Genomic DNA, 16,743 nt, shown 5'->3' with positions numbered 1-16,743 from the left:
CGGCTGCTGATCTTCTCCACGCTCCCATTACTTTGGGCCGCTGCCGCTTCCTTTGTCCGCCTGCGCCTGCCCCTCGCACTGGGACTGTCTGGATACCGGTGATCATGCCCCCTGTCGCTCAGTGGCCATGGCAAGGGCCGGTAGCGGCCTCTCCAGTAGTCTCCACCAGCCCTGTGAGGCTTCCTCACCTCTCCAGGAGTGCTTTATCCTGGGACCAGGCTCGGGTAGGACTGCAGGTTCGTTGTCTGTCCACCTACCACGCTCGCTCTTTCTCCTCCGCTGCCTGGTCTCTCTGGTCCTGGCAGCCTCCTCTCATTGTCCATTCTCCTCACATAATGGAGCCTCTTGCCAGCCCTTGTCTCAGCAACGAGTCTTTCAGTCGTTATTCATAATAGACTGCATGCTTACTGTCCAAATGGTGGGAGGCTTTTCCCTTTGCTACAATTATCCGGGGGAGGAACAGTCTAGCTAGTAGATAGAGACCTCTGGCCGGCCTTGCGTCTGATCTGCAGGCAAAATAGCTGCGCTGATGCCCAAAGACTGGCTCGGGTCTCGAGGAAGCAGGAGAGACATTGATGGCAAATGCTGACTACAGCCACTATTCCCAATTACAACAGGCTCAATCTTCACGTCAGCCTCATGTTATCTGGCAGGATGGCATTCACCCGGAGCCTTGTATTGTTGTTATTTTCGGGGCCACGGGCGATCTCACTCGGCGTAAGCTCCTCCCAACACTAGCCCATCTGATGCATGCTCATCCACAGCCAGAAAGCTTCGTGGTCGTGGCTTTTGCGCGCCGACCTTTCTCTCAAGAGCAATGGCGCCAATTCGTTGTAGAGACGCTCGCAGAGAATAGCCCGCCCGAGCTGGGCTTAGATGAAGAGGCCAGACAAGCCTTTGCCCAATCTACCTTTTATTGCCAGGCAGATTTGAATGAGTCCGCAGGCTACCAGCAGCTTGCTCAGCTTCTAGCGCACCTGGATGAGCAGTATCAGACACGCGGAAACCGCATCTTCTATCTGGCCATTCCCCCCGATCTGTATGCCCCCGTGGTGCATCAGCTTGGCGAAAACGGCCTGATTCACCGTCCCCACGGCGGTCATCGCCTCAACCATCGTGGTCCTTGGAGCCGCGTGATCATCGAGAAGCCCTTCGGTCGTGACCTCCATTCCGCTCAGAAGCTCAATCGCGAGATTGCTCGCGTACTGCATGAGGATCAGATCTACCGTATCGATCATTACCTTGGGAAAGAGACTGTACAGAATATCCTGGCTATGCGCTTTTCTAACGGTATTTTTGAGCCGCTCTGGAACCAGAAATATATCGATCACGTGCAGATCCTGGTCGCGGAGGAGATCGGCATCGGAGGGCGAGCCGAATACTATGATGAGGCTGGAGCCATTCGCGATATGGTCCAAAACCATATCCTGCAGGTGCTTTGCTTGACGGCAATGGAACCCCCCGTAGCTTTCGAGGCCGACGCTATCCGCGATGAGAAAGTGAAGCTACTGCGTGCTATTCCTCCTCTCACTCCCGAGGAGGTGGCGCGACAGGTAGTGCGTGGGCAGTACATGCGTGGAACAATCAACGGCCAGGAGGTCCCTGGCTATCGCGAGGAGGCAGGCATTCCAGCCGATTCATCAACAGAAACTTTTGTGGCGCTCAAGCTCTTTATTGAAAACTGGCGCTGGGCCGATGTGCCATTCTATATCCGTACGGGGAAACGTTTGCCGAAACGCAGCACTGAGGTCACTATTCAGTTTAAGCGTGTGCCTCATCTGCTCTACAAGCCAAGTGAGGCCCGCGAGCTGGTCCCTAACCGCCTAACGGTGCACATCCAGCCAGAAGAGGGAATCACCTTGAAGTTCGGCGCGAAGGTCCCCGGCGCCGCCCAGCGGCTTAAATCGGTGGATATGACTTTCTCTTACGCGACGGCCTTCCGCATGGAGCCGCCTGATGCCTATGAGCGCTTGATTGCCGACTGTATGCTTGGTGACTCAACGCTCTTTATCCGCCGTGATGAAATTGAGACAGCCTGGCGTCTTATCGACTCGATTACGACAGCCTGGCAGCAGATGCCTGCAGATAGTGTGCGTCCTTACGCCGCCGGTACCTGGGGGCCTCCCGAAGCGGAGGAGCTGATACGGCGCGATGGTCGTGAGTGGGACACGCCTTGAAGCTTGCTCAGCCAGAGGGGGAAGCTTCGGCTCTTCTTCCCTCCTGCGCACAGGCAGCAGGGGAGAGACACGATGAGAGACGGTGAGCGTTGTGCCCCCCTGGCTCGCAGGGAGGCGAGCCAGGGGGAAGGCTAGGAGGTCTTAGTAGATTGCTGCTGTTGCTTCTGTTGCGCAAGTTCACGTAGTAAGGTGGCTGGCGAGGAGAGAGGAAACGACAGGTGTTCCAGCAGCTCTCTGACCGGCTGGCCATCGATGTGGAGATCGCCAAGGCGCTCTGTGAGCATCTCTTTCTCTGCAGGAAATTCGACCTCTTGAAGGCGGCTGAGTATCTCTAGCGGCCAGGAGCAGTGAACATTGTCGCCAAGATAGTCCCGTAAGATGCCGACGAGGAAGGCGATATTCTCATGGCCAGCAGCGATCTCCTCGTAGGCCAATTTGGCCAGGCCACCGGCAATGTGGGTCTTGACCGGCTCCTCAGCTTGGTTTTGGCCCGCACGCTCTGCGCGCAGATGCTCCAGTACTCTGTGTTCGTCGGCTCCCAGGATGTTCCTGACGGTGGCTGGGGTTAGTCCTAGTTCCCTGGCAATCTCGCTTTGGAGCCTGAGTCGGTCACGGCTGAGAACGATGACGTAGGCAGCTTCCATGAGCGAGGGAAGCCAGGTGAGATGCCGATATTCGAAGAGCTTGCGTGGACCACCCGCAATATCGAGCGCCTTTAAGAAGACGCGCAGCGCTTTGTGGTCAAGTTCTTTTTCTCGCTCTATAGGCAGTTGGCCTAGCACAGTCATGCTTTCTCTTCCCCTCCTTTCGCCTGGGTCACCGCGGGTCCTATCTTGATCAGACCGGCTTCGCTGATGGTCACTATGTGGACACGTGTGTCATGGCCAGCTAAGCGACAGCCATCGATGCGGAAAAGCCGGATGACACTGCCAAAGGGCAGACGATACCAGCGCTCGTCATAGGGACTCATAATCTCTCGCTTGAAAAGGACAATGGTCCCATCGACAATGTGCCCAACAGCGTACCCTCCTGCCGCTTCAGCGCTGATGTCCTCGTGTCCGCTCCTTTTCTGGGAAATGAGGAGGGCCGTCTGACGCCACTTCTTGAGGAAATGATAGAGGAAGCGCACGATCTGTCTGGCTTGCATCTCTCGCGACTCATAAAGGCCGGTCACGGAATCGATTACGACGGAGCGACAGCGGTACTGTTTGATGGCATAAGCCAGGGTATCCCCCAGGGCGGTCAGGTCTTCACGCAGAGCAGCATGGCTGGCAGCATCGATAATGATAATGCGCTCTTCAATCAGGTGCTCGTCTACAGCTAGAGCCAGCGCCCGCTGACGCAGCCCAGCGATCAGGAAAGGAGCGGGCTGTTCGACAGTGACAAAGCAGCAGTTGTATCCCATTGCCGCCTGCTTGAGGACAAACTGTTCAGCCATCAAGCTCTTGCCACTATCAGGTACCCCAGTAATCTGGAGGACGCTGCCCAGTGGGTAGCCTCCCAGAGGCTTGACGATCACCTGCCCCTGCTCGTCGCGTGTGAGCAGAAAGAAGAGGTCGTCTAGTCCTTCGACGCCCGAGGGCACACCGCTGATGATGGGCGTCTCCTGGCTAAAGTGGGCCAGAGTGCCAAGACTTTCTTTGATTACCTTGCGCTGCCCGCTTTCAGCTTGCGTTTCCATGCTCTCATTCCTCCCTCCAGACCATAACCCAGCCGGCAGAGCTGCCTCACTACAGCTTGCCGGCTTGTCTCCGCGCAACGCTCGTTGCTTTCCAATCGACCGGCTCGCTCTCGGTAGAGTAGGCCAGAGTGCTCTGTGATCGATACGTCTGGTCCCCCACCCTTGGTTTCAGTGGTCGCTGTGCTGCTTGCTCAGGAGGCTTGCGTGGAGGTGATTCTCCGACCGACCCGCCTGCGCCGGCCAGAGGGCTGTTCGGCAATAGCCCCTTTCTGCTACAGACTTCCCGGTGATTATGGTATTATGTATACGAACAGCGCTTGCCTGTGTGTAGGCCCTGTATTTCAGTCAGCCCACCGAAGGGCAAGGAGAAGAGACGCGCGTATGAGCCATGCTCAAGGGGGAGATCCGTTTCCAGAGCTGAAGCTGAGCCAGGAGCAGCTAGCGGAGCTGCGCCAGCGCTACGCTGAGCTGATTGGCTTTGTTCCCCCCCGTGTTCAGGCCCGAACCGATTTGCTTGCCCGCCTCGATCCCGATTTCCTTCTGCTCCAGGAAGAGATTCGCCGGCGCGCTATGTATCCCTCATGCTTTGATACGAAGACAGCCCAGTTGATGCTGTTTGGCATGCTGCTGGTGCTGCTCTCTGACGCGGCTCACCTCCACGCACGTGCCGCCCGGCGCGTCGGTGCCACCTGGGAAGAACTCAACGCCGTGGTCAATTTAGCTTTTCTTTTCCGCGGGTTGCCTGCTGGCAACCTCGGCGCTCAGATTCTGCAGGAGCTGGCCGCCGCTGAAGGCCAGCAGGGTTCACAGGAGTCAGAACCACGTTAACACGAGACAGAGGAGCAGTATAGCAGCTTTGCCGGACAGGCGTCTCCGCCCCTGATCTCAATAGGGCTTGGCCAGACCGGCAAGGCCAGGCTTTGTTCTTCGTCGTGCTGCAAGGCCGCAACCAAGAGAGGAGATGGCCCCATGACGGACCTTCAGGAGCCAATCAGGGATGTTGCCCACCTGGGCCATGTCGAGCTGCTTACTCCACGACCCGCCGAGAGCCTCTGGTTTTTCACTGAAGTGCTTGGTATGACGGTGACCGATCGTCAGGGCCAGTCGGTCTACCTCCGCGCTTATGGCGATTACGAGCATTGTACTCTTAAGCTGACTGAAGCCCCTCACGCCGGCCTCGGGCATGTCGGTTGGCGCACGGTGAGTCCCCAGGCGCTAGAGCGACGTGCACAAGCGCTGTCCTCCCAGGGCTATGGTCAGGGCTGGATCGAAGGCGATATCGGCCACGGACGAGCCTTTCGCTTTACTGACCCCGATGGCCATCTGATGGAATTGTACTACGAGGCCCAAAAATATTTGGCCTCGGCAGAGCTACGTTCGCGCCTCTACAACCAACCTCAGAAGTTTACTGGCCACGGCGTGGGTGTGAAGCGCATCGATCATGTCAACTTGATGTGCCACGATATCACGCCCAATCGCCTGTTCTTACAGGAACAGCTCGGGTTTCGCCTGCGCGAGCTGCTCCAACCAGAGGAGAACGGTATTGAGGAAGGGGCCTGGCTCAGTGTTACGCCGCTGACTCACGATATTGCTTATATGCGCGATTTCAGCGGCGCTCATGGACGTCTGCACCATATCGCTTACTGGCTTGATAGCCGCGAGGAGGTGCTGCGCGCTGCCGATATTCTATCGGAGCACGATATCTTTATTGAGGCAGGACCAGCACGCCACAATGTCTCTCAGGCTTTCTTCCTTTATCTGTATGAGCCAGGGGGCAATCGCGTCGAAGTCTACTCGGGCGGCTATCTTGCTTTTGCTCCTGATTGGGAGCCGATTGTCTGGCGCCGCGAGCAGCGCGGACGCGGCGTCTATTGGGGCGGCGCTCTGCCAGAGAGCTTCAAGACCTATGGGACCCCGGTCATTGAGTCAGTCCAGACCAGCCAGGGGGGGCAAACGCCAGCTCCCGTTTTTGATCCTCTTTGAGAGATGCGGTAAGACCAGACAGGTAGAGCGTCTTGCTCTTGCTCGATTCTCTGCCAGCAGGTGATTAGCCCCTGCGCAGCTTTTGCGGCTGGCTGGGTCGGCGACCCGCCTCACCTTGCTTCACCGGCTGGGCTACCTGTTCAGTAGGGACTTCCCGCTTGCTCGTGCGCTGGACCGTTCTTGCTTGTTTGCTCGCTTGTATCGGGCCTCATCAGTTAGAGCCTGAGGCGATGGCTGTTCTCTCGCTGGTCAGGTCAAGCTTGGGAGATTGTTAGCTGTTCACCTCTCGCTTTCGTTGACTAGGCCTGGGCGACACGCCGTTGGGCTATTGGAGAGAGATGAGACGGAGCCGCCTCCCGGCTGGCCCCCCTGCCAGCAGGCCACGGCCTCCGCCCTCTCACAACCGCGTGCCAGTCGGGAAGAGTGACCAGGAAACGAGAGGTGCAAGAAGGAGAAGCGCAATGGTCTACCATAGCGAAGTTATTGGCAGTTTACTCCGCCCTCCTTATCTCCACCAGGCACGCCAGCAGTTAGAGGCAGGGACCATGAGTCCCTCGGAATTTAAGGCGATCGAGGACCGCGCTGTCGATGAGGCGATTGCTTTGCAGGAAGAGGCGGGTATCGAGGTGATTACCGATGGGGAGCAGCGCCGCTATGCCTTCTTCGGCCATCTCATCGAGGCACTCGATGGCTTCGATAAGTATGGTGGCTGGGCTATCCCTTTCCGTGATGAGAGCGGCGAGGAACTGGTGATGCGACGCCCGGTGGTGGTGGATCGCCTGCGCTGGCGCCGCAGTATGTGTAGCGAGGAGTGGGTCTATCTGCGCGCACGCAAGAAGCATGCCGGTAAAGTGACGATGATCAGCGCTCAACAGGCGGCGGCTTACTACGATCCTGAGAAGTCAAAGGGGGCTTATCCTACCCTCGATGCCTATCTCGCCGATATCGTCGATATCTCGCGCCGCGAAGTCGAGGAGCTGATTCGTCTGGGCTGCACCTATATTCAGATCGATGCCCCTCAGTATGCGGCCCTGCTCGATCCGCAGATTCGCGAGGGCTACCGCCAGCGCGGTAATGATCCTGAAAAGTTGATTGATCGCTGCATCGAGCTGGATAATGCTATCATCGATGGCCATCCGGGCATCACCTTCGGTCTCCATATCTGCCGCGGTAATAATCAGAGCAAGTTCTATGCTAGCGGAGATTACGAGCCAATTGCTCGTATCTTCCAGAAAACTCATTTCCAGCGCTTCTTGCTAGAGTATGATGATGCACGTTCAGGCGGCTTCGAGCCGCTGCGCCACATACCGGAGGACCGCTTTGTCGTGCTGGGCCTGGTGACGACAAAGAAGCCACAATTAGAGAGCCGCGATGAACTGCGTCGGCGCATTGAGGAAGCGACACGCTATATTCCCTTGGAGCGGTTGGCTTTGAGCCCGCAATGTGGTTTTGCTTCAACCATTGAAGGCAATCGCCTTTCGCTCGAAGACCAGCGCCGTAAGCTGGAGCTGGTGGCGAGCGTGGCACGTGAAGTTTGGGGCTAAAGCCTTTCCAGTACAGACCGCTGACCTCTGACTTTTCCTCTTTTCCTGGCCAGGCGACGATGGGTCAGGCTGGGTCAGTTATCTTGTTCTTGACCCATCGTCGCTACCAGGCTGCTTCCATTTACTCCACAGGCTTGAGCCTCCCTCGCTTCTTATTCTAGCTATCCTTCTTCCAGGTGTCTTGCCCTTCAATTGCTGGCCGCCCAGTCAGTTAGGAGAGATCAGCCTCTTTTTGAGGGAATCCTGAGAGGGAGCATACGCAGTCCTGTCTGTTTCTTGAGCATTCCCGGGCTATACTGCCTCTGTTAGACAGACAGGAGGGCGGAGAGGGTGGCTCTGCCGCTTTGCCGCAGGAGGTGCAATACGATGGTCACCTTTGGGGCTACCATTCTGGTGGTTGAGGATGAACCGGAACTGGCCAGCGCTCTGGAACGCAGCCTGACAGCTCATGGCTATCGTGTCTTGAGCACAGGCCGTGGTGAGGACGCGCTCGGGCTTTTTGCTCGTGCCCATGTTGATCTGGTGCTGCTCGACCTGTTGCTACCTGATATTAGTGGCCTGGAGGTCTGTCGACGTATCCGTGCGGTTTCATCGACGCCCATTATCGTACTCTCGGTGAAGAACAGTGAGCACGATAAGGTAGAGGCCCTAGATCTGGGGGCCGATGATTACGTGGCCAAGCCCTTCGGGATCGCTGAGGTGCTGGCACGTATTCGCGTGGCTCTGCGTCGCCTGGAGCGACAAAACGGTGGCTCCGCGGAGGAGCAAGTCCTTATTGGGCCTCTCGTGATGGATTTCGGTCGCCGTCGTGTCTTGCTCAAGGGGCGCGAGATTGCTCTGACTCCAACTGAGTACGAGTTATTGAGAATCTTCGTGGTGCATCGTGGCAAGCTGTTGACTCGTCAGATGCTGTTGCGCATGCTCTGGGGTTCTGCGTCTCATGATCGCGTGCATAGCCTCCATGTCTATGTCGCCCAGCTCCGACAGAAGATCGAGCCTTGTCCCGGTAAGCCGCGCCTGATTTTGACGATCCCAGGCGTAGGCTATCGCTTCAGCGATGAGGTTGAGGCGGCAGATCAGTTTAACTGCGCGCATCCTTGAGCTTGTCTTGAGCAGTTGCTCCTGCTTCTGGAGAAAAGTTTGAGCAAAAGGGCGCGTACTCGGAACGCATCTTGAGCAGGCTTAAGTTACACTGTGGCCGAGAGCAGTTGCAGTTGGGCAGCGCAGCGGTGCGCTCAGCCCTTCGCCGCCGCTGATGGCCCATGCACAAAGAAGGACGGTTCAAGATGACACGACGTTGGTTGCTTCCCTTTAGCTGGGGAATCGATGTCCAGGCTATTGATGCCATTGTGCGTCTCGCTGCTCTGGAGGAGGCGAGCTTGATCGCCCTCTCCTTGCTACCAGGCGCGAAGATGCGTAAGCTGCGCGCTGAACATTGGCAGCAGTCTCAGGATTTCCTGGAGGTCGTGCGTTGGAAGAGCCAGCGCTACGGCGTCAGGGGCGCCGCCTACGAGCTGTTGAGCGAGGATTTTGGGCAGAGCATCGTGAGCTTTGCTCGTAAGTTCGGCTGTGACCGCGTGCTTGTGATCCGTCGCCCTCATGGCGACGCCTTGCTGCCGGCCCCGCAGGTTCAGCAGCTCTTGCGTGAGCGCCTGGTCCCTTTGATCCTGTTCTACCTGCCAGAGAGCGCTGAGGAAGTCTCTCTTGGACGAAGATTGCAGGATTGGCTCAAGGTCCACTGGCCCAGGCCGGTGGCCCATATCGGTGGCACTCGTTAGGTTGTCTGTCGCCAGGCGCTGGCTTCAATCAAGCAAGGTGAGGTAGGTGAAGATGTCTCAAAAAGGTTCTGTACTGATCGTCACGAGCGATACGTTGCTCGGATCGCTCCTTCAGCGGGCGCTGCAGGCTCAGGGCTATGAGACCGCTCTGTGTCGCTCGGCGGCAGCAGCTCTGGCTCAGCTTGCCACTCTGGTCCCCACAGTGCTGGTTGTTGATCTGGCTCTGAGCGATGACACCGGCTGGGGTTTGCTGCGCCAGGCTCGGGCCCGTGGTCTACTGGCACCGCGCGTTGATGAGCAAGGTAATACCTGTCTTCCTGTCGTCCTGTTGTCCTTTAATCCGCTTCAATCGCGCTGTAGGGGAGAGCTGCGCCCATTGGCCTGCTTACCCCGTATCTGTCCACTTGGCGCTGTGCTGCGCCTGGTTGCTCACGCCTGCGCTCAGTGGTCTTCAGAGACAGCGCAAGCGCCGGTCGCCGCTTCCGAGACCGGTCTGCCGACAGGGGAGGATTGGCGTTATGCTTGACACGCTGATTGTGGTCGTGACGCTGCTGACGTTCTTGCTCTTTATTGGCTTCACGCTGGCCTGTGAGCGTCTCTGATGCTGGGTCATCCTGCCCACGGAGGATTTTCTGTGAATACACCATTGGAGTACTTGCTGACTGGCCTCACGGCCTTACTCCTTCTGATCTATCTGGTGATTGCCCTGCTGAAACCAGAATGGTTCTGATAGTGCACCGCTAGAGGATGACTTTCGATGCCCGTTACACTCAATAGTCTTGTTCAGATCAGTTTGTTCTTGGTGCTTGTGTTGGTCCTGACGAAACCACTGGGCCTCTACATGGCCAAGGTTTTCAACGGAGAGCGCACCTGGCTCTCTCCGGTTCTGGGGCCGCTGGAGCGCTTCCTTTACCATGCCTGTGGCATTGATCCCGAGCGTGAGCAGCGCTGGACCGGCTATGTTATTGCCATGTTGCTCTTTAACCTGGCCGGGATGCTCTTGCTTTATGTGCTGGAACGGACTCAGCAATGGCTGCCTCTTAATCCTGAGCACCTGGGACCTGTCGAGCCACAGCTCGCCTTCAATACCGCGGCCAGCTTTACGACGAACACTAACTGGCAGAACTACGCCGGCGAGCAAACTATGAGCTACCTGACTCAGATGGCTGGCCTGGCTTACCATAACTTTGTCTCGGCTGCCACTGGGATGGCCCTGGCTGTGGCCCTGGTACGTGCTCTGGCTCGGCGTAGCGCTGAGTACCTTGGCAATTTCTGGGTTGATCTGACTCGCGCCATCCTCTATATTCTGCTCCCCATCTGTCTGGTCGGCGCTCTGATCCTGGTGTCTCAGGGCGTTGTCCAAAATTTCAATCCCTACACGGTGGTGCATACTCTGGAAGGTGGCACCCAGGTGATTGCCCAAGGGCCAGTGGCCTCTCAGGAGATTATCAAGGAACTGGGGACGAACGGCGGCGGCTTTTTCAATGCTAACTCGGCTCATCCTTATGAGAATCCGAACGCTCTGACTAATCTGATAGAGATGCTGGCCATTATTGGAATCGGCGCCGGTATGTTCTATATGTTCGGGCGCATGGTCGGCGATACGCGCCAGGGATGGGCTTTGTGGGCAGCCTCAGCCATCATTTTCGTGCTGGCGTTAGCGGTGGCCTTGCCTGCCGAGCAGAGTGGTAATCCGCTGCTGACCCATCTTGGCGTCAACCAGCAGGCTTCGGCCTTGCAGCCAGGCGGCAATATGGAAGGCAAGGAGGTCCGCTTTGGCATCACGGATTCGGTTCTCTTCACAGTCACCACTACGGCCACCTCCTGCGGCGCGGTCAATAGCTTTCTCGATAGTTATACGCCACTCGGCGGCCTGGTACCGCTAGCCAACATGGCCTTGGGAGAAGTGATCTTCGGCGGGGTCGGCTCCGGTCTCTACGGTATGTTGATGTTCGCCATCCTGACAGTCTTTATTGCCGGCTTGATGGTGGGACGCACGCCGGAGTATCTCGGCAAGAAGATCGAACGCAAAGAGGTGATGATGGCTGCCCTGGCGCTCCTATTGGGACCGGCTACAATCCTGGGCTTCGCTGCCATCGCTAGTGTTTTGCCCCAGGGCCTGGCTTCGCTCACGACGAACTCTGGCCCGCATGGCCTCTCGGAGATCCTCTACTTGTATACCTCCTCGAATGGTAACAACGGCTCGGCTTTCGCTGGCCTGGCCGGCAATACGCCCTTTTACAACTGGACGGGGGCTTTCGCCATGTTGATTGGACGCTTCGCCTTCTCGATCCCTATCCTGGCCTTTGGCGGTTCCCTCGTCGGCAAGCGTGTGGTGCCCGCTGGACCAGGGACTTTTCCTACGACGGGACCTCTGTTTGTGATGCTGCTGGTAGGGGTCATTCTGATCGTGGGGGCTTTAACTTACTTTCCAGCCTATGCCCTCGGGCCAATTGTCGAACATTTGCTGATGCTGGCAGGAAGGACCTTTTGAAGGATGAGCAGCCATACACTGGAAGTGCAGCCGTGGAAGACGCGACGCAAGAGCGGCGCCTCTTCTTTTGATCCGCAGATCGTGCGTCGCGCTTTATTGGACGCATTCCGCAAGCTTGATCCGCGCTGGCAGATTAAGAATCCTGTAATGTTCGTGGTGGAGGTTGGTAGCCTGATTACTACCACGGAGTTTGTGCGCCTGCTGCTGACGGCGCCAACCCCGACGCTCTCCGCTGCGCACTTGCACAATGAAACGCTCTTTGTGCTGGCCGTCAGTCTCTGGCTCTGGTTCACTGTGCTTTTTGCAAACTTCGCGGAGGCAATGGCTGAGGGGCGTGGCAAGGCTCAGGCTGAGACTCTGCGCCGCGCGCGTACAACTACGACGGCTAAGCGTCTACGCCGTCCTGAGCGCTCCGCCCCCTGGGAGGAGGTAGCCGCACCCTCCCTGCGCAAGGGCGATTATGTGCTGGTGGAGGCGGGCGATGTGATTCCCGGGGATGGCGAGGTCGTTGAGGGCGTGGCTGCGGTCGATGAGTCGGCCATCACTGGCGAGTCGGCCCCTGTCATCCGCGAGAGCGGGGGCGACCGTAGCGCTGTCACTGGCGGCACGCGCGTGCTCTCCGACTGGATCATTGTGCGCATCGGCGCCAACCCCGGTGAAACCTTCCTCGACCGTATGATCGCCCTGGTTGAGGGGGCACAGCGTCAGAAGACTCCCAATGAAATCGCTCTCAATATTCTCCTGGCCAGCCTGACGATCATTTTTCTCCTGGTGGTGATCTCGCTGGAGCCGTTCGCTATCTACTCGGGTAGCCCCGTTTCGATCACAACCTTGATCGCTCTGCTGGTCTGCCTGATTCCGACGACGATCGGCGGCCTGCTCTCAGCCATCGGCATTGCTGGGATGGATCGTTTGGTGCAGCGCAATGTCCTGGCTATGAGCGGGCGCTCCGTGGAGGCCGCCGGCGACGTTGATGTCTTGTTGCTCGATAAGACAGGCACCATCACGCTGGGCAATCGCCAGGCAACGCGCTTCCTCCCCATGCCCGGCATCGAAGAGCAGGCCCTGGCACGAGCTGCTCTACTCGCTAGCTTGGCCGATGAGACTCCCGAGGGGCGTTCGATTGTGACCTTGGCCCACGAGCGTTTCGGCCTCAGCGAGGAAGCAGCTACCCTTGGGCAGGTCAGCCGCTTTGTGCCTTTCTCAGCCATGACGCGCATGAGTGGCCTGGATTTGCTGGCTGATCACAATGGCTCAAGCAGCGGCTTGGACCCCGAGGAACTGGCGAGCCTTCCAGCGCTGCGCACTATCCGTAAGGGGGCTGCCGATGCCATTATGGCCTATGTCCAGGAGCATGGCGGTGCATCTGTGGACCGTGAGCTGCTGCAGCGCACCGTCGATGAGATTGCTCGGGCGGGAAGCACTCCCCTGGTGGTCGCTGAAACCTGGCGCTCCGGCCCAGATCACCAGGAACAGGCCCGCGTGCTGGGCGTGATCGAGCTGAAGGATATCGTTAAGGGGGGCATGCGCGAGCGCTTCGAGCAACTGCGCCGTATGGGGATTCGTACGATTATGATCACGGGCGATAATCCCCTTACCGCCGCAGCCATCGCCCGTGAGGCCGGTGTCGATGACTTTCTCGCCCAGGCTACTCCAGAGACTAAGCTGAAGCTGATCCGCGAGCAGCAAGCCGGAGGACATATGGTGGCTATGACCGGCGATGGTACCAACGATGCCCCAGCTCTGGCACAGGCCGATGTCGGCGTGGCTATGAATAGCGGTACGCAGGCCGCTAAGGAAGCGGCCAATATGATCGATCTAGATTCGAATCCCACCAAGCTGATCGAGATCGTCGAGATCGGCAAGCAGCTCCTGATCACGCGCGGCGCTCTGACGACCTTTAGCATCGCCAACGATGTGGCCAAGTACTTCGCCATTATCCCGGCGGCCTTCTCGGCGACCTATCCCCAACTGAATGCCCTGAACGTCATGGGCCTGGCAACACCCCACAGCGCAGTGCTCTCAGCGGTCATCTTTAACGCCCTGATCATTATTGCGCTGATCCCGCTGGCTTTGCGCGGCGTAAAATATCGCCCCATTGGGGCCGGGCCCCTGCTGCGACGCAATCTGCTGATCTATGGCCTGGGCGGCATCGTGGCCCCCTTTGTGGGCATTAAGCTGATTGATATGCTGCTGTCGCTGCTGCATTTGACACTCTAAGTCCGAAGCGAGAAGAGGATGAGTCTGATGCCTACCACCTTACTTAAGAAGCTTGTACAGGAGTATCTACGTCCAGCGCTGGTTATGACGCTGCTGCTGACCATTCTGCTAGGCCTCCTCTACCCCGGAGTGGTCACTGCCCTGGCCCAATTGCTCTTTCCTTACCAGGCGAACGGCAGTCTGCTCTATGCCGACGGACGTCTGGTCGGTTCGGAGCTGATTGGACAATACTGGACCTCGCCGAAGTACTTCCACGGGCGCCCCTCAGCTACGCTCAGCGACAACGGCAGTCAGGCCCAGCCCTATAATGCCGAGAATTCCGGCGCCTCCAACCTGGGGCCAACTAGCAAGACTCTCGCGCAGATGGTCCAGCAGCGCGTCGCTCAGCTTAAGCGCGAGAATCCCGACGCACCGCCAGGACCGGTGCCCGCCGATCTGGTAACGGCCTCTGGCTCGGGCCTTGATCCCGACATTTCGGTGGCTGCGGCGCTCTATCAGGTGCCGCGGGTGGCTCAAGCCCGTGGGCTGAGCCAGGAGAGAGTACGTCAACTGGTGATGAGCCATGTACAGGGGCGCTTCCTGGGTATCTTCGGCGAGCCGCACGTGAACGTCCTCGATCTCAATCTGGCTCTCGACGCGCTTCAGCACTGAGCTGCATGCATCCTACTCACCTCATTCACAGGCAAGAACAGCTTCCACTTGAGCAGCAGAGAGGGCGGAAGAAGAAGGAGGAGCCGCGGAGCATGAGAGAGCAGAAGTCTGGAAAAGTTGGTAGCCACCAGGACGATGGGCGCCCGTCCCCGGAAGAGCTGCTCCAGCGCTACGCCCTGCGTGATGCGGATCTGGCGCAGCAGCAGTCAGCAGCGGGGGGAGCCAACAAGCCGGGCGGCGAGCATGGATCAGCAAAGGACCAGGCTTCGGCGGCGCATGAGCCGCGCTCCTCTCCTGGCCGTCGCGGACGCCTGCGCATTTATCTGGCCGCTGCTCCCGGGGCTGGCAAAACCTATGCTATGCTCAATGAGGGGCACCGGCGTAAAAGTCGCGGCACGGATGTCGTCATCGGCTATGTTGAGACCCACGGGCGCCCACGCACTGAGGAGCAGATCGGCGACCTCGAGATCATTCCCCGTAAAAAGATCGCCTATCGCGGCCTGACTCTCGAAGAAATGGATCTGGAGGCAATTCTGGCACGCCGTCCCCAGGTGGCGCTGGTCGATGAGCTGGCGCATACCAACGTTCCTGGCTCCCGGAACGAGAAGCGTTATCAGGATGTGCTTGAGTTGCTGGAGGCCGGCATTGACGTGGTGACCACCCTTAATATTCAGCACCTTGAGAGCCTCAATGATATCGTGGCCCAGATTACTGGGGTGCGAGTGCGTGAGACGCTGCCCGACTGGATTCTTGATCAGGCTGATGAGGTCGAGCTGATCGATATCTCGCCCCATGCCCTACGCCAACGCATGAAGCATGGTAACATCTATCCGCGCGAGCGCATCGATGCGGCCCTCAATAACTTCTTCCGCGAAGGGAACCTGACCGCTTTGCGCGAACTGGCCCTCCGGCGGACCGCCGAGAAGACGGAGGCTCAGCTTCAGCAGTATATGGCCTCACATAGGATCGCCAGGCTCTGGCCAGCCTGCGAACGCGTACTTGTCGGCTTCGATCACCGACCCCACAGTCGTCAGGTCATTCGCGATGCCTGGCGACTGGCGCACGGTCTCCAGGCCCAGTTGATCGCGGTGTCTGTTGAACCGACCGGTTACGCCGCCTGGATGGCGCGCTTGGTGCGCCTGCTCAAATATGGTCGCCGTCTGCGCTCGGAAGAGGAAGCAGCCCGACGTCGCCTCGAAGAGCATGCCCAGCTTGCAGAGGACCTCGGGGCCGAGGTGCTCCATGTTCGCAGCCAGGATGTGGCGCAAGCCTTGGTTACTATCGCTCGCGAGCGCCGTGCGACGCTGATCGTACTCGGTTTACCGGCGCGCCGCCGCTGGGAGGAATGGCTACGTGGCTCGCTCGTTAATCGCCTGCTTCGCCTGTGCAGCGATATCGATATTCACCTGGTGCCGCGCCGCCCTAACGACGAGATTGAAGCCGACGCTTAGGCTCCTTCTCCTGTCTCTACTAGAGTAGCAGCATTCCAGCAAAAGGACTTGACAGCTAGCCGCTTGGACTGCTATACAACCAGCTATGTACTCACATGAGAAAGCCGCTCTACCTGAGTAGAGGAGAGGAGCCTTCGACGGATGGAGCTACGTGGGAAACGTGTTCTGGTCATGGGACTGGGCTTGCAGGGTTCAGGCATTGCCGCCGCTCGCTATGCTGCCGAACAAGGCGCCATTGTGCGCGTCACCGATAAAAAGCCGGCAGAGGTACTGGCTCCCAGTATTCGCGCTTTGGCTGGCCTGCCCATCGAATTTATCCTTGGCGAGCATCGCGAGGAAGATTTTCGCTGGGCCGAAATCGTCATTCGCAATCCCGGTATTCCGCGCAATTCGCCTTACCTGCAGATTGCTCGTGCGCACGGCGCTCAGATCGAGATGGAGCTAGCGCTCTTCATGCTTGCCTGCCCAGGACGCACCATCGGCATCACCGGCACACGCGGTAAAACTACAACTACTACCCTCATCTATGAGATTCTGCGCGCTGCAGGCAAACCTGTCGTCATCGGTGGCAATGTCGCTGGCGTCGAAACGCTCTCCCTCCTGCCCCAGATCACCCCCGAAACCCTGGTGGTCTTGGAGATGTCAAGCTGGCAACTGGAGGGCTTCGAGCAGCATCGCATCAGCCCCTCGGTGGCCGTGATGACTAATCTTTATCCCGACCATCTCGACACCTACGCCAGCATGGAAGACTATGGGGCGGCCAA

At 58.3% G+C, this 16,743-nt stretch carries 15 protein-coding genes; 13 read left to right on the top strand and 2 right to left on the bottom strand.

What is annotated here, in order from left to right:
- Positions 1 to 575 precede the first annotated feature (575 nt).
- A complete protein-coding gene (gene zwf / locus IRZ24_RS00705; protein ID WP_297159600.1) occupies positions 576 to 2,177 on the top strand; it encodes a glucose-6-phosphate dehydrogenase in 1,602 nt (533 codons plus the stop codon).
- Between the two features lie 131 nt (positions 2,178 to 2,308).
- On the opposite strand, the gene IRZ24_RS00700 is transcribed toward zwf, so the two are convergent.
- Together IRZ24_RS00700 and IRZ24_RS00695 are read right to left on the bottom strand one after the other, a co-directional pair.
- Positions 2,309 to 2,965, bottom strand: coding sequence for a hypothetical protein (locus IRZ24_RS00700; RefSeq protein WP_297159598.1), 657 nt, complete (start codon positions 2,963 to 2,965; stop codon positions 2,309 to 2,311).
- On the bottom strand, positions 2,962 to 3,858 hold the full coding sequence (locus IRZ24_RS00695; protein WP_297159595.1) for a KaiC domain-containing protein: 897 nt from the start codon (positions 3,856 to 3,858) through the stop codon (positions 2,962 to 2,964). Before IRZ24_RS00695 ends, IRZ24_RS00700 begins: the two co-directional genes overlap by 4 nt.
- 381 nt (positions 3,859 to 4,239) lie before the next feature.
- Here IRZ24_RS00695 and IRZ24_RS00690 point away from each other — a divergent pair, with 381 nt between their 5' ends.
- From IRZ24_RS00690 to IRZ24_RS00635, 12 genes are all read left to right on the top strand, one after another.
- Positions 4,240 to 4,686, top strand: a complete 447-nt coding sequence (locus IRZ24_RS00690) for a carboxymuconolactone decarboxylase family protein (protein WP_297159593.1) — start codon at positions 4,240 to 4,242, stop codon at positions 4,684 to 4,686.
- Between the two features lie 141 nt (positions 4,687 to 4,827).
- The gene (locus tag IRZ24_RS00685) at positions 4,828 to 5,841 is read left to right on the top strand and encodes a catechol 2,3-dioxygenase (RefSeq protein WP_297159590.1); all 1,014 of its coding nucleotides are present in this window, start codon (positions 4,828 to 4,830) and stop codon (positions 5,839 to 5,841) included.
- Positions 5,842 to 6,302: 461 nt separating this feature from the next.
- Positions 6,303 to 7,385, top strand: a complete 1,083-nt coding sequence (locus IRZ24_RS00680) for a cobalamin-independent methionine synthase II family protein (protein ID WP_297159588.1) — start codon at positions 6,303 to 6,305, stop codon at positions 7,383 to 7,385.
- A 366-nt stretch (positions 7,386 to 7,751) separates the two neighbouring features.
- Entirely contained in the window at positions 7,752 to 8,486 is a 735-nt protein-coding gene (locus IRZ24_RS00675) for a response regulator transcription factor (RefSeq protein WP_297159585.1), read from the top strand.
- Positions 8,487 to 8,671: 185 nt separating this feature from the next.
- Positions 8,672 to 9,163, top strand: coding sequence for a hypothetical protein (locus tag IRZ24_RS00670; protein WP_297159582.1), 492 nt, complete (start codon positions 8,672 to 8,674; stop codon positions 9,161 to 9,163).
- A gap of 52 nt (positions 9,164 to 9,215) precedes the next feature.
- Entirely contained in the window at positions 9,216 to 9,689 is a 474-nt protein-coding gene (locus IRZ24_RS00665) for a hypothetical protein (protein ID WP_297159579.1), read from the top strand.
- A 108-nt stretch (positions 9,690 to 9,797) separates the two neighbouring features.
- The gene (locus IRZ24_RS00660; RefSeq protein WP_297159576.1) at positions 9,798 to 9,893 is read left to right on the top strand and encodes a potassium-transporting ATPase subunit F; all 96 of its coding nucleotides are present in this window, start codon (positions 9,798 to 9,800) and stop codon (positions 9,891 to 9,893) included.
- A 27-nt stretch (positions 9,894 to 9,920) separates the two neighbouring features.
- Positions 9,921 to 11,657, top strand: a complete 1,737-nt coding sequence (kdpA, locus tag IRZ24_RS00655) for a potassium-transporting ATPase subunit KdpA (RefSeq protein WP_297159573.1) — start codon at positions 9,921 to 9,923, stop codon at positions 11,655 to 11,657.
- Positions 11,658 to 11,660: 3 nt separating this feature from the next.
- Entirely contained in the window at positions 11,661 to 13,877 is a 2,217-nt protein-coding gene (kdpB, locus tag IRZ24_RS00650) for a potassium-transporting ATPase subunit KdpB (protein WP_297159570.1), read from the top strand.
- Between the two features lie 27 nt (positions 13,878 to 13,904).
- Positions 13,905 to 14,528 (top strand): potassium-transporting ATPase subunit KdpC, encoded by a 624-nt coding sequence (gene kdpC, locus IRZ24_RS00645; protein WP_297159565.1) that lies wholly within the window; start codon positions 13,905 to 13,907, stop codon positions 14,526 to 14,528.
- Positions 14,529 to 14,620: 92 nt separating this feature from the next.
- Positions 14,621 to 15,979, top strand: coding sequence for a universal stress protein (locus IRZ24_RS00640; protein ID WP_297159563.1), 1,359 nt, complete (start codon positions 14,621 to 14,623; stop codon positions 15,977 to 15,979).
- A gap of 141 nt (positions 15,980 to 16,120) precedes the next feature.
- Positions 16,121 to 16,743 (top strand): Mur ligase family protein (locus tag IRZ24_RS00635; RefSeq protein ID WP_297159560.1); only part of this gene is annotated, 623 nt, incomplete at its 3' end.

Source organism: Thermogemmatispora sp. (assembly GCF_019683755.1).
Lineage (GTDB): Bacteria > Chloroflexota > Ktedonobacteria > Ktedonobacterales > Ktedonobacteraceae > Thermogemmatispora.
Note: the sequence above shows the minus strand (reverse complement) of the source record. Positions and strands in the feature narration are given on the sequence as shown.